Below are 26734 nucleotides of genomic sequence, written 5' to 3' on the forward strand. Positions count from 1 at the left end.
GCCATGGCATTCAGTAGTGGTGGTGGCAAGGGCCCCATGGCCGACATCAACGTCACGCCCCTCGTGGACGTGATGCTGGTGCTGCTGATCATCTTCATCGTGACCGCGCCGATCATGACGTACCCGATCGCCGTGGACCTGCCGCAGCGCGTGCTCAACCCACCGCCGCAGCTGGTCGAACCGCCGCCGCCGATCGAGTTGAAGATCGACGCCAGCAACCAGGTCTCGTGGAACAACAGCCCGATCAATGCGAGCGAGCTGCAGCAGCGGATGGAGCAGGAGGTCCAGCGTGACCCGACCAACCAGCCGGAACTGCGCATCGACGCCAGCCCGGATTCCGAGTACGACGTGATGGCCAAGGTCCTGGCCGCCGCGAAGAACGCTCAGATGAAGAAGATCGGTTTTGTGCAGCAGTAAACGCAATACCGCAATACAACAGTCATGACGCGACTGCAGACGCCCCTGGAAACAGGGGCGTCTTTTTTCTGCCTGTCGTGGTCAGATCCCTTTTTTACAGGAAGAGGGATCTGACCCCATCAGGCTGCACGCGCCCGTTATGATCGGCGGATGCTCGCCCTCTTCGACTCCCTGCGCCACTGGCTGGATGGCATCGCCCACCTCGGCACGATCCTGGCGGTGGCCTATCTGCTGTACCTGTTCGCGCTGGCGGGCTGGATCATGCTGCAGAAGCGCGAGCCGGTCGCCACCCTGAGCTGGATCCTGTCGCTGGCGCTGCTGCCCTATCTCGGCCTCTTCATCTATTACCTGCTGGGCCCGCAGAAGGTGAAGCGGCAGCGCCTGCGTCGTGGGCGTGCGCGCTCGGGCATGGAGCACTACAGCGACGTGTGCCCGCCCGATGCCGACTGCACCGAGCTGGCCAAGATCGCGCAGGCCACCACCGGGCTGGCACCGAGCAGTGCCACCGAAGTGACCTGGCTGGTGGATGGTGCAGCCACCTACGCCGCGCTGCTTGAAGCTGTCGCGCAGGCACGCGATCACGTGCATCTGGAGTACTACATCTTCAACCCGGACCATGCCGGCACCGCCCTGCGCGACGCGCTGGTGGAACGTGCGCGGGCCGGCGTGCAGGTGCGCCTGCTGCTCGATGCGGTGGGCTCATCCGCCCTGCCGCGGCGCTTCCTGCAACCCCTGCTCGATGCCGGTGGTGAAGCGATCTGGTTCCACCCACGGCAGCTGCTGAAGCCGTTCAAGCGCCCATGGTTGAACCTGCGCACCCACCGCAAGCTGGTGATTGTCGATGGTCGCCTGGCCTTCACCGGTGGCATCAACATCACCGACGACGAGGACGAAAGCCGCAGGACCGACGCATACCGTGATCTGCACATGCGCATCCGTGGTCACGTGGTGCGAAGCCTGCAGCTGGTGTTCGCCGAGGACTGGCTGTACGCCAGTGGACAGGACCCCTCGCGGATGGATATCGCGCGTCTGTGGCCAGCCGACATGCCCCTGCGGGGCGATGGCCCGATCAATGCCCAGGTACTGGTGTCCGGCCCGGATTCGGGCTGGGAGACCATCCATCGCCTGCACGTAGCAGCGATCCAGGAAGCGCACGAGCGGGTCTGGCTGGTCACGCCCTACTTCGTCCCGGGCGAAGCGGCGCGGATGGCACTGACCTCGGCCGCGCTGGGCGGGTTGGACGTCCGCCTGCTGGTGCCGAAGATGAGCGATTCCTGGTTCGTCACCCAGGCCGCCCGCTCCTACTTTGACGAGCTGCTGCATGCCGGGGTGAAGATCTACGAGTACGGCCCTCGCATGCTGCATACCAAGGCCTTCATCGCCGATGACGACGTCTGCATCGTCGGCAGCGCCAACTTCGACCACCGCAGCTTCCGGCTGAACTTCGAACTATCGATGATGATCAGCGATCGAGGTCGTGTTGCCGCCCTGGCCGAACTGCTGGAGGGCGAGTTTGAAAGGGCCACCCGGGTGAATGACCAGGCCGGCCGTTCGCTGTGGCTGCACCGCCTGCCCGAGGCCTTCGCACGGCTGGCCTCGCCGCTGCTCTGACGCAGCGCTACACTGCGGCGATCATCCGGGGAGCCCGACTATGTACTGGTTGTACCTGCTGCTGGCGCTGGGCTGTTTCGCCTTCGCCCTGAAGACGCCCAATGCCGGGTTGATGACCCTGTGCCTGCTGGCCGCCCTCGCCTTCCTGCTGGCCTGGGTACGCGGCCGCTACGTGGCACGCTTCGGCGACCTGCAGCGTGATCCCGCTACCCTGGTCGACGCCGAGGAACTGCGCCGCCTGCGCGAACAGGCCCAGGCCCGTCGCAGCGCCGCCCCCGACGAACACGATCCGTCCCCTCTTTCCAAGTAGTTCCGTTCCATGACCCAGCTCAGCGTCAACGTCAACAAGATCGCCGTCCTGCGCAATTCGCGCGGCGGTGCCGAACCGGACGTGGTGCGTGCGGCCCAGGCCTGCCTGGATGCCGGCGCGCATGGCATCACCGTGCACCCGCGGCCGGACCGCCGCCACATCACCGCCGAGGACGTGCTGGCCCTGTCCACGCTGACCCGTGCGCGTGGGGTGGAGTTCAACATCGAAGGCAATCCGTTCGCACCACCGCGCGAGGGTTATCCGGGGCTGCTGCCGCTGTGTGCACAGACCCGTCCGGCGCAGGCTACCCTGGTGCCGGACAGCGACGGCCAGATCACCTCCGATCATGGCTTCGACTTCGAGCGCGATGCCGAGCGCCTGCGCCCGCTGATCGCCGAACTGAAGGCGATGGGTTGCCGGGTCAGTCTGTTCGTCGACGCCGGCAACCCGTTGCTGGAGCAGGCGGCCGAGGTCGGTGCCGACCGCATCGAGCTGTACACCGGCCCCTACGCCGAAGCGCATGCGGCGGGCGATGCCGGCGCGATGCTGACGCTCTTTGCCACCGCTGCCCGTCGAGCGCAGGCCGTCGGACTGGGCGTCAACGCCGGACACGACCTGTCGCAGGACAACCTGCGTGATTTCCTGGCCAACGTGCCGGACGTGCTGGAGGTGTCGATCGGCCACGCGCTGATCGGTGAGGCCCTGTACGACGGGCTGGATGCCACGGTGCGCGGGTACTTGGCGCTGCTCTGACCCCTTCCCTGTAGCGTCACGCCATGCTCGACTTCAGTCTTGGCCACCCTGCGGGAGTCGAGCATGGCGCGACTCTACAAGAGGGCTGAACCCTTCAGGCGCCCGTCGCAGCCGCTGAGACGACTGCGACGTAATCTGCCGCCATGGGTATTGCGATCAAGGGCCGAGGTTCCACGTCCCATCTTGCCGGGCGCTTTGAAAGCACCGTCAGCGAGGCGGTGGACGATGGCTGGGCGGTCGACGAGAGCGAGGAGTTCCTTGCCCCTCGCCTGCGCACCGAAGTGCGCGCCGAAACCGCGCGCAGCATCATCACCCGCAACAACTCGCCCGACGTCGGCTTCAGTCAATCGGTGAATCCCTACCGCGGTTGCGAGCACGGCTGCTCCTACTGCTTCGCGCGCCCCTCGCATGCCTATCTGAACCTGTCGCCAGGCTTGGACTTCGAGACCAAGCTGTTCGCCAAGACCAATGCGCCCCAGCTGCTGCGCAAGGAACTGTCGAAACCGGGCTACGTGCCGCAACCGATCGCGCTGGGCATCAACACCGATGCGTACCAACCGATCGAGCGCAAGTTCAAACTGACCCGCCAGCTGATTGAAGTGATGCTGGAGACCAAGCATCCCTTCTCGCTGATCACCAAGAACGCGCTGGTCGAGCGCGATATCGATCTGCTTGCGCCGCTGGCCGCGGAGAACCTGGTCAGCGTGCATTTCTCGGTGACCTCGCTGGACCCGCATCTCTCCGCGAAGCTGGAACCGCGCGCGTCGGCGCCACACGCACGGCTGCGCGCGATGAAGCGTCTGCATGAGGTCGGCATTCCGGTGGGCGTGATGGTGGCGCCGGTGATTCCGTGGATCAACGACAGCGAACTGGAAGCGGTGTTGGAGGCCGCACACGACGCAGGTGCGAGCACCGCCGGTTATGTGCTGCTGCGCCTGCCGCTTGAAGTGGCGCCGCTGTTCCGCGAGTGGCTGGACACCCATCATCCAGATCGCGCCGCACATGTGATGAGTACCATCCAGCAGCTGCGCGGCGGCAAGGACTACGACAGCCAGTTCGGCACGCGCATGCGGGGCCAAGGCGTGTATGCCGATCTGTTGAACAACCGCTTCAAGCTGGCGCGCAAACGTCTGGGCTTCAATGCGCAGAACAGCCATTGGCCGAAGCTGGATTGCAGCCGGTTCCAGAAGCCGTTGCCACCGAGGAAGGATTCGCCGCAGGGGTCGTTGTTCTGACGCACGTACAACTTGGCTACCTACCTACCATCGCTCGCCCAGCGACGCGCAATGCATGAAAGTACGTCTCCATCTATTGCAAGCTGACGTAGGGCCGTCATAAACTCGCCACAAACATGAATCCCCGATGACTGAATGACTCGGTCTCGGATGAGGAGATAGGCGAGCGCATGATGCACTTTGCAACACGGAACACTCTGAAGTCCCGTCTTCTTCTTCTGCCGCTGCTTTCCCTGCCGATGACATTGGCAACGGCGGCAAACACTCTCGAAACCGTTCAAGTCACCGCCAAACGCCCTGCTGGAGGTGGCGGTGTAGGTGGTTTTGGATTTGGCGGCGGCAGTGGTGTCCACCTGTCCGAGTCTCAAATGGACAATGGCGGCGGCGGCGGTGCAATTCCGACCGAAACCGCGAAGGAGCAGCCGACCGATGACAAAGAGAAGGACTGCAATGGTCGTAAGGGCAATCCCGTCGTGCTCTACAGCGGCAACAAGGTTGAACCAGAACTTGATTTCGCCAGTCAGGGCGAAATGGGACTGTTCCTGCAGCGCAACTACAATCACTATTGGAGCGCGACCGGGCTGTTCGGCAATCACTGGCTGAGCAACTTCGATTATTCGCTCGCATTCACCGATGCAAATCAGCTGGCGTGGGTGCAACGGCCTGACGGTCGCCGCATCAAGTACCTCAAGGATCCTGCCAGCGGTCGCTGGTATGAGGACAAGGCCCAGCCCATCGCGTACCTCTCCGCGAACGGCGATGGCACGTTTACGCTTCGAAACGAAAACAACGGTACGGAGACCTACAACGTCGAGGGCTATATCACCCGACTCAGCAATGAGCAGGGCGTGAGCTGGACGTTCTCCTATGCTGACCGCTATCTGCAGAAGGTGACCCACTCCTCGGGACGCAGCGTCAGCTTTGGTTGGGCCAATGGACAGGTAAGCCAGGTGACCGATCCAGCCGGCAACGTCTATCGCTACACCTATACCCCCAATGTTTTCGGGAACGGACGTGGCCGGCTTGCCAGCTCGACGCTGCCAGGCACACCAGCGACGACGATCAGCTACCACTACGAAGATGCTCGCTTCCCGGGTGCCCTGACTGGCAAGTCCTTTGATGGCGTGCGCTATTCCACTTTTGCGTACGACGCGGAGCGGCGCGCCATCAGCACGGAGCACAACGGTGGCATTGAGCGATTCCGCTTCAGCTATGCCGTGCGCAGCACCGAACCGGTGCTCCCGCCGCCCGCACCGACTCGACCCGGCGGTGTCCGCGCCGACGAAGAGCGTGGATGGTGCGAACAGCGCACCGGAGGCTCACGCATCTGCTATCAACCGCGCTCGCTGCCTGTTGACTCGCTGCCGATGGAGAGCGCTCTCGGTATGACGGCCGCCGCTGCGCCGGGCCTTACGCGGCCCGTCGATATTGATGTCACTGTGATCAACCCTCTTGGCCGTAGCACCACTTACACGTTCAAGGACGGAAAGATGGTATCGACCAAGGGTGATCCGTCGCCGAACTGCCCTGCCAGCTACAAGGAGCAGAGTTATGACGCCAATGGATACCCGGATCTGGTCCATGACTTCCAGGACAATCTGACCAACTTCGACTACAGCGCTCAGGGTTACCTGCTGAAGCGGGTGGAAGCTGTCGGCAGCTCGGCCGAACGTACAACGTTGCAGGAGTGGGATACCACGCGGAACAGACTCCTCAAGACAACGGTGGTGGGTGACCTCGAGGTTGCCTACTCCTATGACGATCGCGGAAACGTGGCCAGCGCAACCGAGCGCAATCTGACGGCACGTGGCGTACCCAGCCAGACACGAGTGACCCGGAGCACGTATACCTATCACGCAAACGGATTGAAGGCCTCGATCAAAGTCGATGGACCGCTTGCGCAGGACGACGTCACCTCCGTGTTCAACGGCCAAGGCGATCTGACCAGCGTCACCAACGCACTCGGTCATACGATCAGCTATTCCAACTACAACGGATTGGGGTTGCCGGGACGCATCGTCAATGCGAATGGTGGTGTGCGAGAGCTGACGTATGACGGCCGCGGCCGCGTTGTATCCGACAGAACCAGTTCGGGAACCGGCTGGGCGACTACCGCCATTGGCTACACCGCTGCAGGTGACATCGCCTCGCTTACCCAGCCTGATGGCGTGACAGTCCGCTACGGCTACGATGCAGGGCGCCGCCTGACACAGGAAGTCCGTTCGATGGGAGACGGCAAGTGGGCGTGGATCCGTCATAGCTACAACAACGCTTCCAATCGCACGCGCACTGAGGTTTCACAAACCGACTATCCGATGGATACGGTCGTAAAGGGGATGATTGATGAAATCACCCACGACGGCCAGTGGAACTGGTTCGTTCGAGGTTGGGCCTGCTCCACCGGATCGGCGGGATCCATCCAGGTGGATGGTTACGCCGATGGCAACGTCTACCTGGGTAGCACTCAAGCAAACCTTGCCAGCGAGCCAGGAGTTGCCGCGGCGTGCCAAGCATCAGGGAGTGCCTATAGGTATCAGTTGCCGATATCGCTAGCCCAGAGGCAACAGTTGGGCGGTCGCAAGTTTTCCATCTACGGCCAATCTCCGCAGGGGCGCGGCCAGGACCGACCGCTTCCGAACTCTGGGGTGCTCGCGATTCCAACGGCAAAAATCGTTGGTGATATCGGCGGCGTGACCCAGGACGGAAACTGGAACTTCTTCCTGGAAGGCTGGGCCTGCTCGATCGGCGTGGACTCATCGATCGATGTGCACGTCTATGCAGGAAACTCCGCTTGGGCAGGGGGCACCTTTGTTGCCAGTGGTCGTGCCAACCTCGCAACGGACGGCAACGTCGCCAGCGCTTGCCAAGCACGCGGAAATGCGTATTGGTTCAAGATTCCACTCGATGGCAATCTGCGATCAGCGCATGGTGGCAAGGCGCTTTATGTTCATGGCATCTCGCCGTGGGGTGGTGATCATCTGACCATCAATCGCTCGGGCACTTTCACCGTCCCAGCCGTTGTGCGGAGTGCGGAGTTCGTTTCCTTCAATGCCTATCCCACCAACATCACCAATGGACGGCAAAGCACGTTGACCATACAGGTCCGCAACACAGGCAACGTCGTATGGGATGGAAACACTTACCTTGCATGGGGCCAGGACCAGCTGGATCAATCCCGAGCACTGGCCGGGCCGGTGTCCCCTGGAGGGATTGCATCGTTCAGCATCGACGTCGCGCCCTACCACGATGGCATCGGGATCAGGAGCTTTGCATACATTGCCCAGATGGCGACCAACGGTATGGCTTGGGGACCCCGGCCCTACACCATGATCGCGGTAGAAAACGCGGATTGGTACTGCCCGCCAAACAGCACCACCTGCGAGGCGCCGATGTGATGACCACACTGACCTTACCCCTCATCCCATCGAATGCTGTTATCCAGAGGGTGAACTACAGGTACTGCGCGAGAACTGCGTCCGGTGGTGCGGCTTGGGGCGTGGAAGCAAACGTCTTTCAGTCGGTCGAGAACAACAAGGGAAGTTGCTGTCGCAGCGTCTGCGAACGCCTTCGGTAAGAAAGGACCATCCATATGCCAGCACTGACGCTTGCCCTGATCGGGCTGAACGCTGTTGTCTCCGTCAACACATATGAGTACGACGAACTGGGCCGCGTGATCGTCGAGCGCGGTAATGGGGTACAGAACGTACGCTATGCCTATGACGCGGAGGGACGCGTCACGCAGGTGACCGATTCGCAGAATCGTGTCACCCGTATGAGCTACGATCCGCGTGGACGCCTGATCAAATCAATCGACGCCGTCGGGGGCACGACCCAGATTGCCTACGACCTGGCAGATCGCCCGGTCCGTGTGAGCGATCCCCGCAATCTCGTTACCACCTACGAATTCGATGGTTTCGGCCAGATGTGGAAACAGGTGAGTCCGGATACGGGAACGACACAGCACCAGTACGATGCTGCAGGTCTGCGGACATCGACGACGCGGGCCGATGGCAGCGTTGTCTCCTTCGGCTACGACGGTCTGGGACGAATGACTTCTGCGAGCGCAGAAGGCCGAACAATGGGTTATAGCTACGATTGGTGCGGCAACGGTAAGGGTCAGATGTGCGGCACTTCAGGGCCCGGAACCGCCACCCATTTTGCCTATACACCGAACGGTCAGCTGCAGATACGGCGCGACTTCACCGATCTGTCTGGTCAGAAGACGGACTACAGCACCACCTATGGATACGACGGCATCAATCGCCTGAGCCAGATCATCTATCCCAACGGTGACAAGGCGACCTACACATATGGCTCCCAAGGAAAACCAAGTGCGTTGACGGCGACGGTCGACGGGACTCAGCGTTCAATCATTTCCCAGGCCAACTGGAAGGTCACGGGAGCGCATGAGTGGCTGGCCTACGGCAACGGACTTGCCCGGGGCTACAACCACGATCAGGAGGGGCGGCTGACCGCAATGTCGGTCTGGGGACCCAATGGCAGCAAGGTCAGCTATTGGGACTATCAGTACAGCGCCGATGGCGAAATCACCGCCATTGTCGACGCTGTCGACCCGAACATGACGCAGTTGATCGGCTACGACGCGTTGAGTCGTATGACCAAGCTGACCCGCTTCGGTGTCATCAACAATCTTTCCTACGATGCCGGCGGCAATCACGACCGCTATCAGGCAGGAAATCAGCTGACCCAATACAGCATCGACCCGGGGAGCAACCGGGTGCTGAACTACACCAACCAGGACGGCAGCCGTCAGTACCAGTACGACGCATTGGGAAATCGTATCAGCGAGACCGCAGGCAGCCGGATCAGCACCTACGAATACGACGCCTTCAATCGCATGAGCCGCAGCAACATCGGTGGCACTGCGACTGACTATGTGCTCAATGCGCAGGGGCAGCGCGTTGCGAAGGTCAACAAGAACATCAACAGCCGCTACTTCTACGCTGGCCAGAACCAGCTCATGACCGAGCTGAACAATGGCGTGTGGACCAACTATTTCTGGTTCGAAGGTGAACTGGTGGGTTTGGCTCGCAGCGGGCAGCACAATTATGTGCATACCGATCATCTTGGACGCCCGGAGTTCGTCACCAGCCCGAGCCAGCAGACCGTCTGGAAGGCGTACAACTATGCGTACGGCCGCAGCGTCCAGAAGGATGAGATCGGAGGGTTGAACATTGGCTTCCCGGGCCAGTACTACGATGTGGAAAGCGGACTCTGGTACAACGGCTTCCGCGACTATGACGCGAGCATCGGCCGGTATGTGCAGAGTGATCCGATCGGGTTGGCAGGGGGACTGAATACCTACGCGTACGCCGAAGGAAACCCAGTCACCGGGTTCGATCCATTGGGTCTCTGCAAGACGGATTATGTCGGAGCAATCCTGGGAGCAGCCGATATGGCGGCTGGCGTCGGTGCAATAACTGCGGGTAGTGCTGACTCCATCATTGCAGCGGTCGCAGGAAGCGAAGATGGCGGACTCGTTGGTTTGACGGTGGCGGCAATGGGCTTGGCCACCTTCCACGATGGAGCCAACAACCTGGCGACCGCGTTTGACGGGAAAGAGAGGACACCGGCTTTGGAAAAAGTGGGCGGATCACTATTGGGATGGCAGGGAGCCCAGATAGGTCGCTACGTGAGTAACTTCAATACAATCACCAGTCTAAGCAAAGGAATTCGAAGTGTTCTGAAAGGAACCGCTAAGCTGTCGGATGCGCACGAAATCGCCAAGGGCATCAAAGAAAATGGCGGCGGACCTGCATCTCCTTGTGACTGTGGTGGGAAATAGATGAAATGAAGATTATCTACTGGCTTGGCATCGCGTTCCTGTGGATGCTTCCATTGAACGTCCTGTTGCTGACGGCCGGCAAGCTGATGTCGGGTGGCACGCTTGGAGAAGAAGAGCTCGTTGGCTTCGGTGTGGCAGTGTTCGGTGCAGCGGCGGGCACGATCCTCTATCGCCGTCGCCCACGGTAGAGATTGCTCGACTGAAAGTGGAACGAAGTCGAGCAAGCGATATCGTCGAGCAGCTCGGCGTCACCCCCCAAACAACTTCTGCGCACTCTGGAACAGAATCCAGCTGGTCGCGATGAACTTGTCTCCACCTTGCGGCCTGTTGCCACGATGGGTGTGGGTGAACGCAGTCGGCGCGATCAGCAAGCTGCCGGTACGAGGTGCGATCTTCCGCCCCTGGAACAGGAACTCGGTTTCGCCCTCTTCGAAGTCGTCGTTGAGGTACAGCGTCCACAGCACATGCCGGTGCAGGGTCTCGGCCTGCGCATCCTTCGGGTACAGCTCGCAGTGCCAGTACGGGTAGCCGCCCTCGCCCGCCGCATACCACTGCAGGTTGATCGCGCCCGGGCGCAGGCAGGTGCGGGCCAGATCGGCCAGCTGCTGCTGCGGCATGTCGGGGAAGTCCTCGGCAGACAGGCGTCGCGGTTGGCCGTTGCTGTCCTGGATCTGCAACATCAGCGGCGCAATCAACGCCTGTGGATAACGGCGTAGATAAGTCAGCAGGCCATTGAACACCGCGATCTGCAGCTGCTGATCGACATCCTGCCAGCCGCCCAGGCCACTGATGCGCAGATCCTTGCTGTGCTTGAGTTCCGGGAACACACCACTGCCCACCGCACCGGGCTGCAGGCCACGCGTAGCGCGCAGGCGCTCAACGATGGCCGCGCAGACCTCGCTGGGGACGGCGTTGTGGATGACTTCGATGAAATCGACCGGGCCCTGCTCGTGCATGCGTGCATTCCTTAGGCGGCAATGGCTTGATGGTGCCGTTTGCCGCCCTCGGTGTCACCCTACGGTCATGTCATCGTTCTGCCATGACCGTTGTCGGGAGACTTGCATCAGCCCCGCGCGTCGTCGTGCGCGTGGTGGTAGCGCACGGCCTCGGCCACTTCCTCGCGCGAGCCGAGGAACACCGGCACGCGCTGGTGCAGCTGGTCGGGCTGGATGTCGAGGATGCGCTCGCGACCGGTCCAGGCAGCGCCACCGGCCTGCTCGACCAGCAGGCCCATCGGGTTGGCTTCGTACATCAGGCGCAGCTTGCCGGCCTTGGACGGATCCTTTTTGTCCCACGGGTAGATGAAGATGCCGCCGCGGGTCAGGATGCGATGCACGTCGGCGACCATGCTGGCGATCCAGCGCATGTTGAAGTTCTTGCCGCGCGCGCCTTCCTTGCCCGCCAGCAGATCGCCGACGTACGCCTGCATCGGCGCTTCCCAGTGACGCTGGTTGGACATGTTGATGGCGAATTCCTGGGTGGCCGCCGGAATCTGCATGTTCTCGGTGGTCAGCACGAACTCACCCTTCTCGCGATCCAGGGTGAAGGCGTGGGTACCGTGGCCGACGGTCAGCACCAGCTGCGTGCTGGGCCCGTAGATGCAGTAGCCGGCGGCGATCTGCTTGCTGCCCGGCTGCAGGAAGGCGTCATCGCCCGGCAGTTCGACATTGGTCGGGCAGCGCAGCACCGAGAAGATGGTGCCGACGGAGACGTTGACGTCGATGTTGGAGCTGCCATCGAGGGGATCGAACAGCAGCAGGAAGTCACCACGCGGATAGATGTCCGGCACCGGCTGGCTGTGGTCCATTTCTTCCGAAGCACAAGCGGCGAGATGGCCGCCCCAGGCGTTGGCTTCGAGCAGGATCTCGTTGCTGATCACATCCAGCTTCTTCTGCGCTTCGCCCTGCACGTTGCCGGTACCGGCGTCGCCGAGCACGCCACCGAGGGCGCCCTTGCTGACGGCAATGGAGATGCTGGTGCAGGCGCGGGCGACCACGGCGATCAGCTGGCGCAGGTCGGCGTTGATGCGGCCGGCGTGCTGTTCCTGGATCAGGAAGCGGGTCAACGAAGTACGGGACATGAGCGGGCAGGTCTCGGCAGCGGGAAAACGCCTATTGTCGCCCGTATGGCGGGGCCGTGCGTGAGCGCGGGAAGGCGTAATCGTTTCCAGATGCGTTGCGCTCGTGGCGCCTTCCTTTTGTCGAGGCTCACGGGAGGGGGAGGCGATGCAGGACACGCTGCAAGTACGTCCATGTAAGCTCGATGGCGCCATCCATGGCGCCAACGGTCCTGCATCGCCTCCCCCTCCCGCGCGCTTCAGGGTTCGCCGCGAGCGCGGTGGGATGGCAAGAGCAAGAGCAAAAACAAAGGCGCCTTTCGGCGCCTTTGTCTTCAAGCTACTGGAGCGTTGTTTCAGCCCTTGGCGACGGTGGCCACGGCCTTGGCGACGTATTCCAGGTTGTTCTGGTTCAGCGCGGCCACGCAGATGCGGCCGGTGCCGACGGCGTAGATGCCGAACTCGTCGCGCAGGCGCTCGACCTGCTCACGGCTCAGGCCGGAGTAGGAGAACATGCCGGCCTGTTCGTTGATGAAGCCGAACTGCGGGGCACCGGCAGCGGCCAGCTTCTCGACCAGGCCCTGGCGCAGTGCGTGGATGCGCTCGCGCATCTCGGTCAGCTCCTGCTCCCACATCGCGCGCAGTTCCGGGTTGGTCAGCACGCCTGCCACCAGCGCGGCACCATGGGTGGACGGGCTGGAGTAGATGGTGCGGATCACGCGCTTGACCTGCGACTGCACGGCCTTGGCGTCAGCAGCGGTCGGCGCCACCATCGACAGCGCACCCACGCGCTCGCCGTACAGCGAGAACGACTTGGAGTACGAGTTGGCGACGATGAAGCTGTCGATGCCGGCTTCGGCGATGATGCGCACGGCAGCGCCGTCCTGCTCGATGCCCTTGTCGAAGCCCTGGTAGGCCATGTCGATGAAGGGGAACAGTTGCTTGTCCTTCAGCAGCTGCGCGACCTGCTTCCACTGGGTGACCGTGAGGTCGGCGCCGGTGGGGTTGTGGCAGCAGGCGTGCAGCAGCACCACGGTGCCGGCTTCCAGCTTGCCGAGGTCGGCCAGCAGGCCATCGAAGTTGACGCCATGGGTGGTCGGGTCGAAGTAGGTGTAATCCACCACCTCGAAGCCGGCGGCGCTGAACACGGCGCGATGGTTTTCCCAGCTCGGGTTGCTCAGTGCAACGGTGGCGTGCGGCAGCAGCTTCTTCAGCACATCGGCGCCGACACGCAGCGCACCGCTGCCACCGACGGTCTGTGCGGTGGTGACGCGGCCGGCGGCCAGCAGCGGCGAGTCCTTGCCGAACACCAGCTCACGCGTCGCCTGCGTGTACGCCGGCAGGCCATCGATCGGCAGGTAGCCGCGCGGTTTGGCCTCGTTGGCGAGCTGCTGCTCGATCTGCTTGACGGCGCGCAGCAGCGGAATGCGGCCGCTCTCGTCGTAGTAGATGCCCACACCCAGGTTGACCTTGGTCGGGCGGCTGTCGGCGTTGTACGCCTCGGTCAGGCCCAGGATCGGGTCGCCTGGGACCAGTTCCACGTTTGCAAAGAAGGACACGGCGGTACTCGTTCGGTAGACGGAAAGGGGGAGGAATTGCGCCACGCGGTCTGCGGCTTTTCGGCCGGAAACAGCCCATCGTAACAAAGCCTGCCGGGGCTGGCCGCCGCCATCGTCATCCGCAGCCCCGTACCATGGCGTGCGTTGCCGCCTGATCCATCAACCTGAATCATGAATCCCGCCGCACGACGCCACTGCCTGCCGTTGTCCGCCCTGCTGCTGTCGCCACTGGCGGCCATGGCCGAGCCTGCGCCCATCGCCCTGCCCGCCGTGCAGGTGCAGGCGGCGCGGGTGCCGGGCATCGACCCGTTCGCGCTGCCGGCCAGCCAGGACACGGTCTGGATCGACGCCGGCCGGGCCGGCAACAGCGTGCAGTTGTCCGAGGCACTGGCCGGGGTGCCGGGACTGCTGGCGCGCGATCGGCAGAACTTCGCCCAGGACACGCAGCTGTCGATCCGTGGCTTTGGCGCGCGCTCGACCTTCGGTGTGCGCGGCGTGCGGGTGTTGATCGACGGGGTGCCCGCGACCATGCCCGATGGCCAGGGCCAGCTGTCGCATGCCAGCCTGCTGGGTGCCGAACGCATCGAGGTGCTGCGCGGGCCGTTCTCGGCGCTGTACGGCAATTCCTCCGGCGGCGTGCTGCAGGTGTGGAGCGCGCAGGGCCAGGCCAGCGACCCGTGGCGGTTGCGCCTCAACGCAGGTGCCGACAACACGCTCAGCATCGGCGCGCAGCTGAAGGGAGCCAGCCACGGGCTGGACTACAACATCGCCGCCAATCACTTCCGCACCGATGGCTGGCGCGAACACAGCCGCGCGCGCCGCGAATCGCTCACCGCGCGCATCGGCGGCGATCTGGGCGGTGGGCGACTGGAGCTGCTGCTCAACGCGCTGGATGCGCCGGATGCGCAGGACCCGCTGGGCCTGACCCGCGCGCAGGTGGCGGCCGACCCACGCCAGGCCACTGCGGTGGCGCACCAGTACAACACCCGCAAATCGGTGCGCCAGCAGCAGGCCGGGTTGCGTTGGACCCGCGAAACCGACGCCCAGCGCTGGCAACTGATGGGCTATGCCGGGCAGCGCGCGGTGCGCCAGTACCTGCCGATTCCGCCTGCAGCCCAGACCAACAGCCCGCTGCATGCCGGCGGGGTGATCGATCTGGAGGGCGGCTACGGCGGATTGGACGCGCGCTGGGGCTGGCACGGCGACCTCGCCGGTCGACCGCTGGATCTGGTGGCCGGGCTCAGTGCGGACCGCCAGCGCCAGCACCGCACCGGCTACGAGAACTTCATCGGCAGCGCCCTCGGCGTGCGCGGACGCCTGCGCCGCGACCAGATCGACACGGTGCAGAACGTGGACCAGTTCGCCCAGGCCTGGTGGCAGTGGAGCCCGCGCTGGTCGCTGCTGGCCGGGCTGCGCCACAGCGCGGTGCGCTTCGAATCCGATGACCGCTACATCACCGGGCGCAATCCGGACGACAGCGGCCGCCGACGCTACCAGGCGACCACGCCGGTGGCAGGCGTCAGCTTCGAAGCCAGCCCGCAGTGGCGGCTGCACGCGGCCGTGGGGCGTGGTTTCGAGACCCCCACCTTCAACGAACTGGGTTATCGCGCCGACGGCCAAGCGGGATTGGCACTGGATCTGGCGGCCGCGCGCAGCCGCAATCTGGAGGTAGGCAGCAAATGGCACGCACAGGACGGAACCCAGCTTGATATCAGCCTGTTCCGCGCAGATACCGACGATGAGTTGGCCGTTGCCAGCAACATCGGCGGGCGCAGTACCTACCGCAATATCGGTCGCACCCGTCGCCAAGGCGTGGAACTACAGTATCGCCAGCCCTTGGCCGAGCAGCTGGAACTGCAGCTGGCATGGACCTGGCTGCAGGCGCAGGTGCGCTCGCCGTACCTGACCTCGAACAACGTGGTCGCCGCGGGCAGCCGTCTGCCTGGTGTGCCGCGCCAACAGGCCTTCGCCCGGCTGCAGTGGACACCCGCTGACTGGCAGTGGGCGCTGGAGGCGTCCGCCAGCAGCGATACCGTGGTCAACGACGTGGCCACCGAGCGCGCGCCAGGCTACGCGCTGCTGCACGTGGAAGGCGGCCGCCGCTGGACCCTGCCGGGCGGCGAGCTGCGTGCCTTCGCGCGGTTGGAGAACGTGCTGGACCAGGCCTACATTGGCTCGGTGATCGTCAATGACGGCAATGGCCGCTTCTACGAGCCGGGACCGGGACGACGGGCCAGCCTCGGGCTGCAGTGGTCGTGGCGTTGAAGTGGTAGTGCCGGCCGCTGGCCGGCATCGCGCCGTGCAGGACGTCAGGAGGTTGCCGGCCAGCGGCCGGCACTACCCGTAAATCGGGGGCCCTGGCCGGCATCGCGCCGTGCAGGATGTCAGGGGGTTGCCGGCCAGCGGCCGGCACTACCCGTAAATCGGGGCCCTGGCCAGAATCGCGCCGTGCAGGACGTCAGGGGGTTGCCGGCCAGCGGCCGGCACTACCGGTCAGTCGGGGGCCTTGGCCGGTACGAACGGCGAGGTCGGGTCGCTGGCCGGGAAGGTCTCCTCCAGCGCCTCGTCCTGGTTGTCGCTGGCATGCTGCTTGCGCTCGCGGCGCTTGAGCGGACTTTCCTGGCCGCCACGATGGCGGTCGCCGCCGTCCTTGCGGTCCAGCGCGGCCTGTTCAGACTCGTGCTTCACCGGCAGATGCTCGCCACCGTGTTCGGCGTCGAAGAACGGTGCGCCGGTGCCGCGGTAGTCGGCGTTGTCGGCATCGCGCTTACCGCGCTGCTCGCCGGGAATGGGCGGGTGGTTTTCCCGCAGCGGGTCACGGGAGGTCTCTCGGCTCATGGTCTGGCTACCTGCGCTCGGGGGCTCCCACTACACCGCTCGCAAGGTAAAGCCGCCGCGAACCTGGCGTCATGAACATCTCGCTCACCCCCCGGTAACGGGACCGCGCGTATTCCTGCCCACCCGCCCCCGCTGCAGGAGCCGGCCATGCCCCGTCTTGAACGACCCGCACCGTCCGTGTTCAACGCCCTGCTCGATCCGCTCGGCCAGCGCACAGCTCAGCGCCGCACGCGTCGCCACGAGGACCCGCAGGCGGTGGCGCAGGACTACCTGCAGTACATGCTGAGCGATTACGAAGAGCGCCGTGGCCAGAGCCATCGCAATTGGCGTGACCTCTGCCCGGTCTACGCCTTTGCGCTGACCACGCATGCCGCCGACTGGCCGCGCGGTGACGCCGCCGATACCTGCGAGGAGCTGGCCGAGCACTGGGAACAGATGCGTGGGCACTCGCGCTTGAGCTGGTCGCAGGCGCGGCCGGTGGTGGAAGATGCGTGGCGCGCACTGGACCATATCCCGGCGGCAGCGGTGAGGCCGTTGCTGCAGTAGCGCTGGGGTTCTGCGTACAGGCTCAGGTGTGCTGTGGTTGCCGGCCAGCGGCCGGCACTACCGTGTTCCGTAGAACCCACGTGCACGGCACGGACACGGCTGGTTTACGCCCTCCGGCCCACGCTGGGCACCCTGCCCCGCCAAAGGTGCACCCATGGCTCGCCCGATCTGGACCGGCACGCTGTCGTTTGGCCTGCTCAACGTGCCGGTGTCTCTGATGTCCGGCGAACGCAAAGTCGATCTGCAGTTCCGCATGCTCGACTCCCGTGACCGCAAGCCGATCCGCTTCGAGCGGGTCAACGCCGATACCGGCGAGGAGGTGCCGTGGAAGGACATCGTCAAAGCCTACGAGTACGACAAGGGCAGCTACGTCGTGCTGGAGGAAGGCGATATCCGTTCGGCCGCGCCGGAAAGCCACGAAGCGGTGGAAGTGGAATCGTTCGTGGACGCGGCGCAGATCGACCCGCGTTACTACGAGAAACCGTATCTGCTGGTACCCGGAAAGAAGGCCGAAAAGGGCTACGTGCTGCTGCGCGAGACATTGCGCAGTACCGGCAAGGTGGGCATCGCGCGGGTGGTGGTGCGCACGCGCGAATACCTGTGCGCGGTGATGCCGCATGAGGACGCGCTGGTGCTGATGATCCTGCGCTATCCGCAGGAGCTGGTGGATCCCGAGGACTACAAGCTGCCCACCGGAAAACTGTCCGACTACCGCATCACCAGCAAGGAAACAGCGATGGCCGAACAGCTGATCGAGTCAATGGCCGGTGACTGGGATCCTTCGCAGTATCACGATGAGTTCCGCGAGCGTCTGCAGCTGGTATTGAACAAGCGCATCAAATCCAAGGGCGGCACTACCCGGGTGGAAGACGAGCCCTCACCGCGTGAAGATGCCACCACCAATGTGGTGGATTTCATGGCGTTGCTGCAGAAGAGCCTGGACGCCAACAAGCGCACGCCCGCGAAGAAGACGGCAACGCGCAAGGCACCGGCGAAGAAGGCTGCGAAGAAGGCCGCCAAAAAGGCCGTGAAGAAGACCACCCGGCGCAAGGCAGGTTGAGCCATGTCGCTGCACCAGTACCGGCGCAAGCGCAGACTGGGTGGTGGCGCCGGACAGACGCCGGAGCCTGACGACACGCCCGCACGCGGCGATCCGAAGCGGCGGCCGACCTTCGTCATCCAGCTGCATCACGCAAGCTCGCGTCACTATGACTTCCGCCTGGAAATGGACGGCGTACTGAAGAGCTGGGCCGTGCCCAAGGGACCTTCGCTGCGCGTCGGTGAGAAGCGGCTGGCCGTGGAGGTGGAAGATCACCCGTTGTCCTACGCCGGTTTCGAAGGAGACATTCCTGAAGGCCACTATGGCGCTGGCCACGTGGATGTCTTCGATCACGGCACCTGGGCCTGTGAAGGTGATCCACTGCAGGCGCTGGCGGCTGGAAAGATCGACTTCGTGCTGCACGGGCAACGCCTGGCCGGTGGCTGGAAGCTGGTGCGTACGGCAATGAAAGGGCGTCAGGTGCAGTGGCTGCTGATCAAGCGCGACGATGGCGAAGCGCGCGACGCCGAGGCGGATGACCTGCTGACGGCACCGATGCCGAAACGAGCGCCTGCGGCGAAGAAGCGTTCCGTAGAGCGTGCTGCAGCTGCCGCACGCACGACCACACGCAAGGCTGATGCGCGCTGGCATGCGCGCGCGCTGAAACTGGACGGTGCACGCGATACGCCCTATCCACGCGCGTTCAAACCGCAGTTGACCGATCATCGCGACAGCGCGCCGGACGGCGCGCGCTGGCTGCACGAGATCAAGTGGGATGGTTATCGCCTGCTGGCCGATCTGCACGATGGCGAGGTGAAGCTCCGCTCCCGCAACGGCCTGGATTGGACTGATGATTTTCCCGAGCTGGTACAGGCCGTGCTGGCACTGCCGGTGCGTGATGCGCGGCTTGACGGCGAACTGGTGGTGCTGGATCCGGATGGACGCAGCGACTTCGCAGCGCTGCAGCGGGTGATCGACGGTAGTTCGAAGCAACCGCTGCGCTACATCGTGTTCGATCTTCCGGGGGTGGCCGGCGTGGACATCAGTCGTGTGCCGTTGCTGGAACGCAAGGCGCTGCTGAAGGATCTGATCGGGCCGGCGCCCGGCACTCTGGCCTTCAGCGAACACGTGATCGACCATGGACCGCAGGTGTTCGACGCCAGCGGTGGGGCCGGCTTCGAAGGCATCGTCAGCAAGCAGGTGGATGCGCCGTATGTGAACACCCGCGCGCGCAGCTGGGTCAAAGTGAAGCACGAAGACACCGACGAGTTCGTGATTGTCGGCCACACGGCACCCAAGGGTTCCCGGGTGGGATTTGGTTCGCTGCTTCTGGCCACGCCGGACAAGGCTGGCCTGCGCTATGTGGGCCGCGTTGGCACCGGCTTCGACGACGATAGCCTGCGCGCGCTGCTCAAGGCACTGCAGCCGTTGGCAGTGAATGCACCGGTGCTGCAGCTGCCAGCGCATGTGCCGTTCCGTGCCGCCAGCGTGCGCTGGGTGAAACCGGTGACGGTGGCGGAGGTGGCATTCCGTGGCTGGGGCAAGGAAGGCCTGCTGCGCCAGGCCAGTTTCAAGCGGCTGCGCAGCGACAAGCAGAAAGAGGATCTGGGTATGAGCACAGCCGATACCGAAGCCGGAGGCGAGGTCCAGATCACTCATCCAGAGCGGGTGGTGTTTCCAAAGGAGAAGCTGAGCAAGGGCGACGTGGCCGACTACTACCAGCGCGTGGCGCGTTGGATCCTGCCCGAACTTGCCGGACGTCCGCTGTCACTGCTCCGGTGCCCGGACGGCGTGGGCAGGGCCTGCTTCTTCCAGAAGCACCACGGTCCCGGCCTGGGCGATGCCGTGCACGCGGTTCCGCTGCAACAGAAGAGCGGCCGCGAGGATTATGTCTATATCGACGATGCACGGGGCCTGTTGCAGCTGGTGCAGATGAACACCCTGGAGCTGCATCCTTGGGGCGCGACCGTGATCGATCCAGAGCATCCGGATCGCCTGGTGTTCGATCTCGATCCCGGCGAAGGCGTCAGCTGGGCACAGGTGAAAGCCGGTGCACGCGATGTGCGTGACCGCCTGCAGCAGGTGGGCCTGAAGAGCTTCGTACGCCTGTCCGGTGGTAAGGGCGTGCACGTGGTGGTGCCGATGCAGCCCAAGGCAGGCTGGGACGAGGCGAAGGCGTTCTGCGAGGCGTTCGCGCAGGCAATGGCGCTGGAGCAGCCTGATCGCTACGTGGCGACGATGAGCAAGGCAAAGCGCAATGGCGTCATCTTCATCGACTGGCTGCGCAATACGCGGGGGGCCACCAGCGTCTGTTCGTGGTCGCTGCGCGCGCGCGATGGTGCGGGCGTGGCGGTGCCGCTGCGCTGGGAAGAGCTGGCCCGGGTGAGCGCGGCTGACGCGTTTCCGATGGCCAAGGCGCTGGCGCGTGCCAAGCGGCTGAAGGGTGACCCATGGCAGGGCATTGAACGGTTGAAGCAGACGCTGCCGTCGCTGAAGCGGTAGTGCCGGCCGCTGGCCGGCACCTGTAGCATGGCCGAGGTTGCCGGCCAGTGGCCGGCACTACCTGGATGCGCTCAGCGCGGATCGCGCGACGCGCGGCGACCGAACCACCAGCCGGCCAGCAGCTGCAGCGGCAGTGACGCCAGCAGCGAAATGACGAACCACAACGGGAAATCCGCACCGGCCGTCCACACTGCGTAACCACAGCCCAGCGCGATCAGCGACCAGATCGAAAAACCATGCGAACGCGGCCAGCACGGCGCGTAGTAGGTGGCGAAGGAAATGCCGGCGACGCCGCCGAGCACGCTGAAGGCCAGGTCCCACCCCAGTTGCACGCTGCTATCGCCCGGCGACAGGCCCACCAGCGGGGGCAGCCAGCTGGCGACGCTGCTGACCAGCGCAAGCGACAGCACGCCGCCGATCAGGGCGACGATGGACAGGAACAGGGTTTTGAGCAGGCCGGGCATGCGCGCATTGTACGGCTGCGCGAAGCAGTCAGGCCGTCGGGTTGCAACAGGTCAGAGCCCATCCGTCAGGGACGGATGGGATCCGACCCGATGGATAGGCATGGCCGCCGCGTCCGTGGGAGAGGGGAACGGAGCGACGACGGCCATGCACAGGCGGTCAGGCGGCGAAGTCGAGCACTACGCGGCCTTCGATGGTGCCCGCGTGCATGCGCGCGAACACGTCGTTGATGTTCTCCAGGCGGTCGGTGCTGACCGTGGCCGCGACCTTGCCTTCGGCGGCGAACTGCAGCGATTCCTGCAGGTCCAGCCGGGTGCCGACGATCGAGCCACGCACAGTGATGCCGTTGAGCACCATGCCGAAGATGTCCAGCGGGAAATTGCCGGGTGGCAGGCCATTGAGCGAGACGGTGCCGCCACGGCGGACCATGCCCAGTGCCTGCTCGAACGCCTTCGGCGAAACCGCGGTGACCAGCGCACCGTGCGCGCCACCGATTTCCTTCTTCAGGAAGGCGGCGGGGTCGGTGGTGCGCGCGTTGACGGTGATCTGCGCGCCGAGCTGCCGGGCCAACGCCAGCTTGCTGTCGTCCACATCCACCGCAGCCACGTTCAGGCCCATCGCGCGGGCGTACTGCACCGCCATGTGGCCGAGGCCACCGATGCCGGAAATCACCACCCAGTCCCCTGGCTTGGTATCGGTAACCTTCAGGCCTTTGTAGACGGTCACGCCGGCGCACAGCACCGGCGCGATCTCGACGAAGCCCACTTCCTTCGGAAGCAGGCCGACATAGTTGGCATCGGCCAGTGCGTACTCGGCGAAGCCGCCGTTGACCGAGTAGCCGGTGTTGCGCTGTGTCTCGCACAGCGTTTCCCAGCCACCCAGGCAGTGTTCGCAATGGCCACACGCCGAGTACAACCAGGGGATGCCGACCCTGTCGCCTTCCTTGACGTGCCCTACCCCGCCTCCCACGGCCACGATGTGCCCCACGCCCTCGTGGCCGGGGATGAATGGCGGGTTCGGTTTCACCGGCCAGTCGCCCTCGGCGGCGTGCAGGTCGGTGTGGCAGACGCCACAGGCCTCGATCTTGACCAGTACCTCGCCCGCCCCCGGGCGCGGTACCGAGACTTCCTCGATCACCAGTGGCTTGCCGAACTCACGTACGACGGCGGCCTTCATGGTCGAATTCATGTTCGGATCTCCGTAGTGCGCTTGCCCACAGAATGACGCCGGCGCGAGGCCGGCGCTTTGATCACGATCAAACCTTTGAAGATTCCCGCAGCGGTTTCAGCCGGCCAACACCGAGGCCTCGCGGGCGAGGCGCTCGATCGCATCCCAGTCGCGGGTCTGCAGCAGCGCCGGGGTGGTCAGCCACGAGCCGCCCACGCACAGCACGTTGGGCAGGTGCAGGAACTGCGGCGCGGTCTGCGTGCTGATGCCGCCGGTCGGGCAGAAGCGCACATCGGCGAACGGACCGTGCCAGGCCGCCAGCAGTGCGGCGCCACCGGCCTGCACCGCCGGGAAGAACTTGAAGGTGTCCTGGCCGTGCTCCAGGCCCAGGATCAGGTCGGAGGCGGTGGCGGCACCGGGCAGGTACGGCAGGTCGGCATCGCGCGCGGCCGCATACAGCGCCGGCGTGGCACCGGGGGAAACGGCAAAACGCGCACCGGCCTGCTTTGCCGCCTGCATTTGTGCGGCGTTGAGCACGGTGCCGGCGCCGATCACGGCATCGGGCACGGCCTCGACCATGGCCTTGATCGCATCCAGTGCCTGCGGCGTGCGCAGCGTTACTTCGATCACCGGCAGGCCGCCGCGGAACAGCGCCTGGGCCACTTCGACCGCTTCATTCACGTCTTCGGGGGTGTACACCGGAATCACCGGTGCCAGCTTCAACAGCGCGCGCAGGCGCGGATCAGCGCTGGACATCGTCTTGCTCCTTGCCCGACCGGGCATCGCGGATCGCTGCCGGGCCCGGCAGCGCAGCGGCGCATGATGCCACGTGGACCACCAGGACGCTGGCGGTGCCCTGCCCCGGCTTGACTCAGGCCGGGTCGGCCTGCAATGCCTGGATGCGTCGCTGGTACCAGTCACCGCCCAGCGGATCGAACACCGCGGCGCGCTCCATCGGTGCCTCATACACATGCACCGAGATCGCCAGGGCCGCGTCGCTGGCGTTGCGCAGGGTATGGTACTCGTGCGGCGGAATCAGGCTGCCGGCACTGCCGCAGCCCCCGCGCAGCGCGGCATGGCGACGGAAGCGGCAGCGCTCGCCGTTGCGCTCCAGCAGTTCATAGCGGGTGATCTCCAGTTCGCCCAACCACACTCCCTCCACACACCACATGGCATCGTGGTCGTGCAGCGGCGTGCCCTGCCCTGGGCCCCAGCTCATGGCAATCACGCTGTAGCCGTGTTCGCGGCTGTGGTAGAGCGGGCGTCGCGCGTAATGATCACCGACCGGACGGTGCACGCACTCGGGAAGTTCGATGCGGCTGTCTGCGATGGCGTCCTGCAGTGCCAACTGCAGGTCGGCGGTGATGCGCCCGGCATCACCGGAGGTCATCGCCGCGTCGACGGCGGCGATCAACCGATCGCGACCACGGAACGGCGGAAACGGAGAAGTCTGCAGGTCCATGTCCTGACTGTAGCGGAGCATGGTTAAAGGAATGTTGGCGTTCGCGCGCGTCGCGCCCGCATTCATGGTGAACACGCGCGGAAGAACGGTTCAGATGCGAACGAAGTAGAGCGATCACAATGGAACCTCGCGCAGCGGAGCGTGTCGAATACGACTCACTCCGAGCGAACTGCGACATTCCGCAACTTCGCGCCCCACGGGCGCAAGGCTAGAATTCTCCGACTTACCTGGTTCTATACATGTCAGTGCGAATTATTAGCGATGCCGCGTTGCCGGCATCGAAGGGCAAGGCTGCCACGATCAACGACATCGCACGACTGTCGGGAGTTTCCAAGAAAACGGTTTCAAGAATCATCAACAACTCGCCGCTGGTGCGCAAAGACACCCGCGACAAGGTCGAGGCGTTGATGCGCGAGGTCGGTTACGTGCCCGACCCGCTGGCGCGCGGGCTCGCGTTCCGCCGCTCCTTCCTGATCGGCCTGGTGTATGACGACCCGGGCGCCCAATGCATCGTCGACCTGCAGCAGGGCGCACTGGAAGCGCTGCGCGGCACCGGCTATGAGCTGGTGGTGCATCCCTGCGACAGCCAGTCCGCGGACTGCGCGCAGGGCGTGCGGCGCTTCGTGCAGCAGCAGAAACTGCATGGCGTGATCCTTGGCCCGCGCGCCTCCGAGTCGGTGGCGCTGACTGGAATGCTCGACGAGATCGAATGCCGCTACATCCGCATCAACGCGCATGCCTCGGACGACGAAGCACAGGCGGTGGTCACCCACGATCGCGACGGTGCAGCCGCGGCTGCGGGCTACCTGCTCTCGCTCGGCCACCGCGACATCGCGGTGATTACCGGTCCGGGCGACCGCCGTACCGCACGCGAGCGCACCCATGGCTTCCTCGACCGGTTGGCCCAGGTGGGCCTGACCCTGCCGGGTGAGCGCGTGCTGGAAGCAGGCGATACGTTCGAGTCGGGCGTGCATGCCGCCGAGCGCCTGCTGATGGGCGAAGGACGGCCCAGTGCGATCTTCGCCGGCAACGATGAAATGGCGGCCGGCGTGTACCAGGTGGCGTTGCGTGCGGGCATCGCGGTGCCGCAGCAGTTGTCGATCGTCAGCTACGACGACAGCCCGCTGGCGTCGCGGTTGTGGCCGCCGCTGACCTCGGTGCGCCGCCACGTCTCCGACATCGGCCGCATGGCCGCCGCGATGCTGGTGCAGACCGACGTACCGGAGGCGCCGACTGCGGCCAGCGTGCATCCGCAGCTGATGGTGCGTGGTTCCTGCCGGGCTGTGGAAGGCTGACTGCCCTGCCTTCGCCTGCACCGCTGCGGCAGTGCAGGCAGGCTTCAACGAAAACGGCGCACCGGAGTGCGCCGTTTTCATTGGCAGATTGCGCGTGCTTACACGTCGCCGCCGTCGGCCCAGCCTTCGCCGGTGCCTTTCTGGAACACGCGGTCATCGGCCTGCACTTCGCCCGCCGGTAGATGCGCCTGATCAGACAGCGCCGCGTAGATCGGGGTGAAGTCCGGTGACGTTGCCTGCATCAGCTGTTCGAAGCTGTCGATGACGAAGTAGGTCTTCTGGAAGGTGTCGATGCGGTACTTCGTGCGCATGATCCGCTGCAGGTCGAAACCGATGCGGTTGGGCGCGGCCGATTCCAGCGAGTACAGCGATTCGCCCTTCGACGACACGATGCCGGCGCCGTAGATGCGCAGGCCGTCGGGCGTATCGATCAGGCCGAACTCCACCGTGTACCAGTACAGGCGGGTCAGGTTCTGCAGTGCGTCCGGGCCGATCGCGTGGGCTTTGACGCCGCCACGGCCGTACGCCTCCATGTAATTGGCGAACACCGGATTCATCAGCAGCGGCACGTGGCCGAACAGATCGTGGAACAGGTCCGGTTCGGCGATGTAGTCGATCTGGTCCGGACGACGGATCCACCAGGTCACCGGGAAACGACGGTTGGCCAGGTGGTCGAAGAAATCCAGTTCCGGCAACAGGCCTTCGACACCGACCAGGGTCCAGCCGGTGGCGGCACCGAGCACTTCGTTGAGCTGGTCGAAGCGCGGAATCATGTGCGCGCTCATGCCCATCTCGTCCTGCGCATCCAGGAATTCCTGGCAGGCACGGCCGACCAGCAGCTCGCGCTGGCGCTGGTACAGCGTGCTCCAGGTGGCGTGGTCGTCGGCGGTATAGGTGTCCCACGGCTGCTCGACGAGCGCGGTGGTATACACCGGCACGTAGCCCTTGTCGGTCTGCTGGTGTTCGACGCGGCGGGGCTGGGCGAGGTCCATGGGGCACTCCTTGACGGGATACCCACGATGCTAGGGCAGGGCGCGCGCAACAGGGTTGCAAAAGTTGCGTCGATTGGCCTTGTTGGCGCAATATCCTTGCGTACTCACCATGTTGCGGGGCAACAATGGCCGGAGAAGTCCAGTTCGATCGCACGGATATACGTCTGCTGGCTGAAATCCAGCGGGATGGACGCGCCACCAACGCCGAGCTGGCAACACGGGTGAATCTCTCGCCCTCGGCCTGCCTGCGGCGCCTGCAGCGGCTGGAAAGCGAGGGCGTGATCGTCGGCTATGGCGCGCGGCTGGAACCAAGGCAGCTGCGCCTGGGCCTGCAGGCGTTCGTGCGCGTGCAGCTGGAGAAGCACGACCAGGCCGCGATTGGCCACTTCGTCGACAGCGTGCAGGCCTGGGATGAGGTGGTGGCCTGCCATGCACTGACCGGCGACATGGACTACCTGCTGCACGTCTACGTGCGCGATCTGGAGCATTTTTCGCATTTCCTGCTGGACCGGCTGCTCAATGCTGGCGGCGTTGCCGATGCCAATTCCAGCTTCGTGCTGCGCACGGTAAAGGGTTTCCAGGCGTTGCCGTTGTCGCAGCTGGAGTCGTGATCATCTGGCGGATGTGGGAGAGCGTGACTTGCTTTGCATCCTGGATGATACGAGGCATTTTCCTACGATGAGA

At 64.5% G+C, this 26734-nt stretch carries 23 protein-coding genes; 14 read left to right on the forward strand and 9 right to left on the reverse strand.

Annotation, left to right across the window (positions count from 1 at the left end; translation table 11 throughout):
- Nucleotides 1-3 precede the first annotated feature (3 nt).
- From SMAL_RS00055 to SMAL_RS00090, 8 genes are all read left to right on the forward strand, one after another.
- The gene (locus SMAL_RS00055) at nt 4-417 is read left to right on the forward strand and encodes an ExbD/TolR family protein (protein WP_004132666.1); all 414 of its coding nucleotides are present in this window, start codon (nt 4-6) and stop codon (nt 415-417) included.
- Between the two features lie 150 nt (nt 418-567).
- Entirely contained in the window at nt 568-2028 is a 1461-nt protein-coding gene (gene cls / locus SMAL_RS00060; RefSeq protein WP_004132717.1) for a cardiolipin synthase, read from the forward strand.
- A 40-nt stretch (nt 2029-2068) separates the two neighbouring features.
- Nucleotides 2069-2338, forward strand: coding sequence for a hypothetical protein (locus SMAL_RS00065; protein WP_004132720.1), 270 nt, complete (start codon nt 2069-2071; stop codon nt 2336-2338).
- Nucleotides 2339-2347: 9 nt separating this feature from the next.
- Complete coding sequence (locus tag SMAL_RS00070) at nt 2348-3091, forward strand: pyridoxine 5'-phosphate synthase (RefSeq protein WP_004132724.1); 744 nt, start codon at nt 2348-2350, stop codon at nt 3089-3091.
- 143 nt (nt 3092-3234) lie between these two features.
- Nucleotides 3235-4326, forward strand: coding sequence for a PA0069 family radical SAM protein (locus SMAL_RS00075; protein WP_012509604.1), 1092 nt, complete (start codon nt 3235-3237; stop codon nt 4324-4326).
- A 170-nt stretch (nt 4327-4496) separates the two neighbouring features.
- The gene (locus SMAL_RS00080) at nt 4497-7721 is read left to right on the forward strand and encodes a DUF6531 domain-containing protein (protein WP_012509605.1); all 3225 of its coding nucleotides are present in this window, start codon (nt 4497-4499) and stop codon (nt 7719-7721) included.
- A gap of 194 nt (nt 7722-7915) precedes the next feature.
- Entirely contained in the window at nt 7916-10132 is a 2217-nt protein-coding gene (locus SMAL_RS00085) for an RHS repeat-associated core domain-containing protein (protein ID WP_012509606.1), read from the forward strand.
- A gap of 5 nt (nt 10133-10137) precedes the next feature.
- Complete coding sequence (locus SMAL_RS00090; protein ID WP_012509607.1) at nt 10138-10320, forward strand: hypothetical protein; 183 nt, start codon at nt 10138-10140, stop codon at nt 10318-10320.
- A 60-nt stretch (nt 10321-10380) separates the two neighbouring features.
- Here the strand turns inward: SMAL_RS00090 and SMAL_RS00095 are convergent, their stop codons facing one another.
- From SMAL_RS00095 to SMAL_RS00105, 3 genes are all read right to left on the reverse strand, one after another.
- Nucleotides 10381-11088, reverse strand: a complete 708-nt coding sequence (locus tag SMAL_RS00095) for a 2OG-Fe(II) oxygenase (protein ID WP_012509608.1) — start codon at nt 11086-11088, stop codon at nt 10381-10383.
- Nucleotides 11089-11195: 107 nt separating this feature from the next.
- Nucleotides 11196-12212 (reverse strand): class 1 fructose-bisphosphatase, encoded by a 1017-nt coding sequence (locus SMAL_RS00100; RefSeq protein WP_012509609.1) that lies wholly within the window; start codon nt 12210-12212, stop codon nt 11196-11198.
- 332 nt (nt 12213-12544) lie between these two features.
- A complete protein-coding gene (locus SMAL_RS00105; protein WP_012509610.1) occupies nt 12545-13747 on the reverse strand; it encodes an amino acid aminotransferase in 1203 nt (400 codons plus the stop codon).
- A gap of 171 nt (nt 13748-13918) precedes the next feature.
- Here SMAL_RS00105 and SMAL_RS00110 point away from each other — a divergent pair, with 171 nt between their 5' ends.
- Nucleotides 13919-16012 carry a TonB-dependent receptor family protein gene (locus tag SMAL_RS00110; RefSeq protein WP_012509611.1) on the forward strand — a complete coding sequence of 698 codons (2094 nt, stop codon included), beginning with the start codon at nt 13919-13921 and terminating at the stop codon, nt 16010-16012.
- Nucleotides 16013-16240: 228 nt separating this feature from the next.
- Here SMAL_RS00110 and SMAL_RS00115 read toward each other — a convergent pair whose 3' ends face one another.
- A complete protein-coding gene (locus tag SMAL_RS00115; protein WP_012509612.1) occupies nt 16241-16585 on the reverse strand; it encodes a hypothetical protein in 345 nt (114 codons plus the stop codon).
- A 147-nt stretch (nt 16586-16732) separates the two neighbouring features.
- Here SMAL_RS00115 and SMAL_RS00120 point away from each other — a divergent pair, with 147 nt between their 5' ends.
- The 3 genes from SMAL_RS00120 (at nt 16733) to ligD (ending at nt 20672) form a co-directional block, all read left to right on the forward strand.
- The gene (locus SMAL_RS00120; protein ID WP_004132921.1) at nt 16733-17131 is read left to right on the forward strand and encodes a hypothetical protein; all 399 of its coding nucleotides are present in this window, start codon (nt 16733-16735) and stop codon (nt 17129-17131) included.
- Nucleotides 17132-17285: 154 nt separating this feature from the next.
- On the forward strand, nt 17286-18191 hold the full coding sequence (ku, locus tag SMAL_RS00125; protein ID WP_004132923.1) for a non-homologous end joining protein Ku: 906 nt from the start codon (nt 17286-17288) through the stop codon (nt 18189-18191).
- Nucleotides 18192-18194: 3 nt separating this feature from the next.
- Nucleotides 18195-20672, forward strand: a complete 2478-nt coding sequence (gene ligD, locus SMAL_RS00130; RefSeq protein ID WP_012509613.1) for a DNA ligase D — start codon at nt 18195-18197, stop codon at nt 20670-20672.
- A gap of 71 nt (nt 20673-20743) precedes the next feature.
- Here the strand turns inward: ligD and SMAL_RS00135 are convergent, their stop codons facing one another.
- The 4 genes from SMAL_RS00135 to SMAL_RS00150 form a co-directional block, all read right to left on the reverse strand.
- Nucleotides 20744-21136 carry a hypothetical protein gene (locus SMAL_RS00135; protein WP_012509614.1) on the reverse strand — a complete coding sequence of 131 codons (393 nt, stop codon included), beginning with the start codon at nt 21134-21136 and terminating at the stop codon, nt 20744-20746.
- A 157-nt stretch (nt 21137-21293) separates the two neighbouring features.
- On the reverse strand, nt 21294-22322 hold the full coding sequence (gene adhP, locus SMAL_RS00140; protein WP_012509615.1) for an alcohol dehydrogenase AdhP: 1029 nt from the start codon (nt 22320-22322) through the stop codon (nt 21294-21296).
- A 96-nt stretch (nt 22323-22418) separates the two neighbouring features.
- Nucleotides 22419-23057 (reverse strand): bifunctional 4-hydroxy-2-oxoglutarate aldolase/2-dehydro-3-deoxy-phosphogluconate aldolase, encoded by a 639-nt coding sequence (gene eda, locus SMAL_RS00145; protein WP_004132971.1) that lies wholly within the window; start codon nt 23055-23057, stop codon nt 22419-22421.
- A gap of 115 nt (nt 23058-23172) precedes the next feature.
- Nucleotides 23173-23763, reverse strand: a complete 591-nt coding sequence (locus SMAL_RS00150; RefSeq protein ID WP_050767025.1) for a cysteine dioxygenase family protein — start codon at nt 23761-23763, stop codon at nt 23173-23175.
- A 239-nt stretch (nt 23764-24002) separates the two neighbouring features.
- Between SMAL_RS00150 and SMAL_RS00155 the strand changes: the two genes are divergently transcribed.
- Complete coding sequence (locus SMAL_RS00155; protein WP_004133012.1) at nt 24003-25058, forward strand: LacI family DNA-binding transcriptional regulator; 1056 nt, start codon at nt 24003-24005, stop codon at nt 25056-25058.
- Between the two features lie 98 nt (nt 25059-25156).
- On the opposite strand, the gene phhA is transcribed toward SMAL_RS00155, so the two are convergent.
- Entirely contained in the window at nt 25157-26050 is an 894-nt protein-coding gene (phhA, locus tag SMAL_RS00160) for a phenylalanine 4-monooxygenase (protein ID WP_012509617.1), read from the reverse strand.
- 125 nt (nt 26051-26175) lie between these two features.
- Here phhA and SMAL_RS00165 point away from each other — a divergent pair, with 125 nt between their 5' ends.
- A complete protein-coding gene (locus tag SMAL_RS00165; protein ID WP_004133014.1) occupies nt 26176-26661 on the forward strand; it encodes an Lrp/AsnC family transcriptional regulator in 486 nt (161 codons plus the stop codon).
- Nucleotides 26662-26734: the final 73 nt, after the last annotated feature.

This window comes from Stenotrophomonas maltophilia R551-3 (genome assembly GCF_000020665.1).
GTDB classification, from domain to species: Bacteria; Pseudomonadota; Gammaproteobacteria; order Xanthomonadales; family Xanthomonadaceae; genus Stenotrophomonas; species Stenotrophomonas maltophilia_L.

Bases quoted from the DNA above. Each gene is read 5' to 3' on its own strand.
- SMAL_RS00055 (WP_004132666.1), top strand. From the start codon at position 4: ATGGCATTCAGTAGTGGTGGTGGCAAGGGCCCCATGGCCGACATCAAC.
- cls (WP_004132717.1), top strand. From the start codon at position 568: ATGCTCGCCCTCTTCGACTCCCTGCGCCACTGGCTGGATGGCATCGCC.
- SMAL_RS00065 (WP_004132720.1), top strand. From the start codon at position 2,069: ATGTACTGGTTGTACCTGCTGCTGGCGCTGGGCTGTTTCGCCTTCGCC.
- SMAL_RS00070 (WP_004132724.1), top strand. From the start codon at position 2,348: ATGACCCAGCTCAGCGTCAACGTCAACAAGATCGCCGTCCTGCGCAAT.
- SMAL_RS00075 (WP_012509604.1), top strand. From the start codon at position 3,235: ATGGGTATTGCGATCAAGGGCCGAGGTTCCACGTCCCATCTTGCCGGG.
- SMAL_RS00080 (WP_012509605.1), top strand. From the start codon at position 4,497: ATGATGCACTTTGCAACACGGAACACTCTGAAGTCCCGTCTTCTTCTT.
- SMAL_RS00085 (WP_012509606.1), top strand. From the start codon at position 7,916: ATGCCAGCACTGACGCTTGCCCTGATCGGGCTGAACGCTGTTGTCTCC.
- SMAL_RS00090 (WP_012509607.1), top strand. From the start codon at position 10,138: ATGAAGATTATCTACTGGCTTGGCATCGCGTTCCTGTGGATGCTTCCA.
- SMAL_RS00095 (WP_012509608.1), bottom strand. From the start codon at position 11,088: ATGCACGAGCAGGGCCCGGTCGATTTCATCGAAGTCATCCACAACGCC.
- SMAL_RS00100 (WP_012509609.1), bottom strand. From the start codon at position 12,212: ATGTCCCGTACTTCGTTGACCCGCTTCCTGATCCAGGAACAGCACGCC.
- SMAL_RS00110 (WP_012509611.1), top strand. From the start codon at position 13,919: ATGAATCCCGCCGCACGACGCCACTGCCTGCCGTTGTCCGCCCTGCTG.
- SMAL_RS00115 (WP_012509612.1), bottom strand. From the start codon at position 16,585: ATGAGCCGAGAGACCTCCCGTGACCCGCTGCGGGAAAACCACCCGCCC.
- SMAL_RS00120 (WP_004132921.1), top strand. From the start codon at position 16,733: ATGCCCCGTCTTGAACGACCCGCACCGTCCGTGTTCAACGCCCTGCTC.
- ku (WP_004132923.1), top strand. From the start codon at position 17,286: ATGGCTCGCCCGATCTGGACCGGCACGCTGTCGTTTGGCCTGCTCAAC.
- ligD (WP_012509613.1), top strand. From the start codon at position 18,195: ATGTCGCTGCACCAGTACCGGCGCAAGCGCAGACTGGGTGGTGGCGCC.
- SMAL_RS00135 (WP_012509614.1), bottom strand. From the start codon at position 21,136: ATGCCCGGCCTGCTCAAAACCCTGTTCCTGTCCATCGTCGCCCTGATC.
- adhP (WP_012509615.1), bottom strand. From the start codon at position 22,322: ATGAATTCGACCATGAAGGCCGCCGTCGTACGTGAGTTCGGCAAGCCA.
- eda (WP_004132971.1), bottom strand. From the start codon at position 23,057: ATGTCCAGCGCTGATCCGCGCCTGCGCGCGCTGTTGAAGCTGGCACCG.
- SMAL_RS00150 (WP_050767025.1), bottom strand. From the start codon at position 23,763: ATGGACCTGCAGACTTCTCCGTTTCCGCCGTTCCGTGGTCGCGATCGG.
- SMAL_RS00155 (WP_004133012.1), top strand. From the start codon at position 24,003: ATGTCAGTGCGAATTATTAGCGATGCCGCGTTGCCGGCATCGAAGGGC.
- phhA (WP_012509617.1), bottom strand. From the start codon at position 26,050: ATGGACCTCGCCCAGCCCCGCCGCGTCGAACACCAGCAGACCGACAAG.
- SMAL_RS00165 (WP_004133014.1), top strand. From the start codon at position 26,176: ATGGCCGGAGAAGTCCAGTTCGATCGCACGGATATACGTCTGCTGGCT.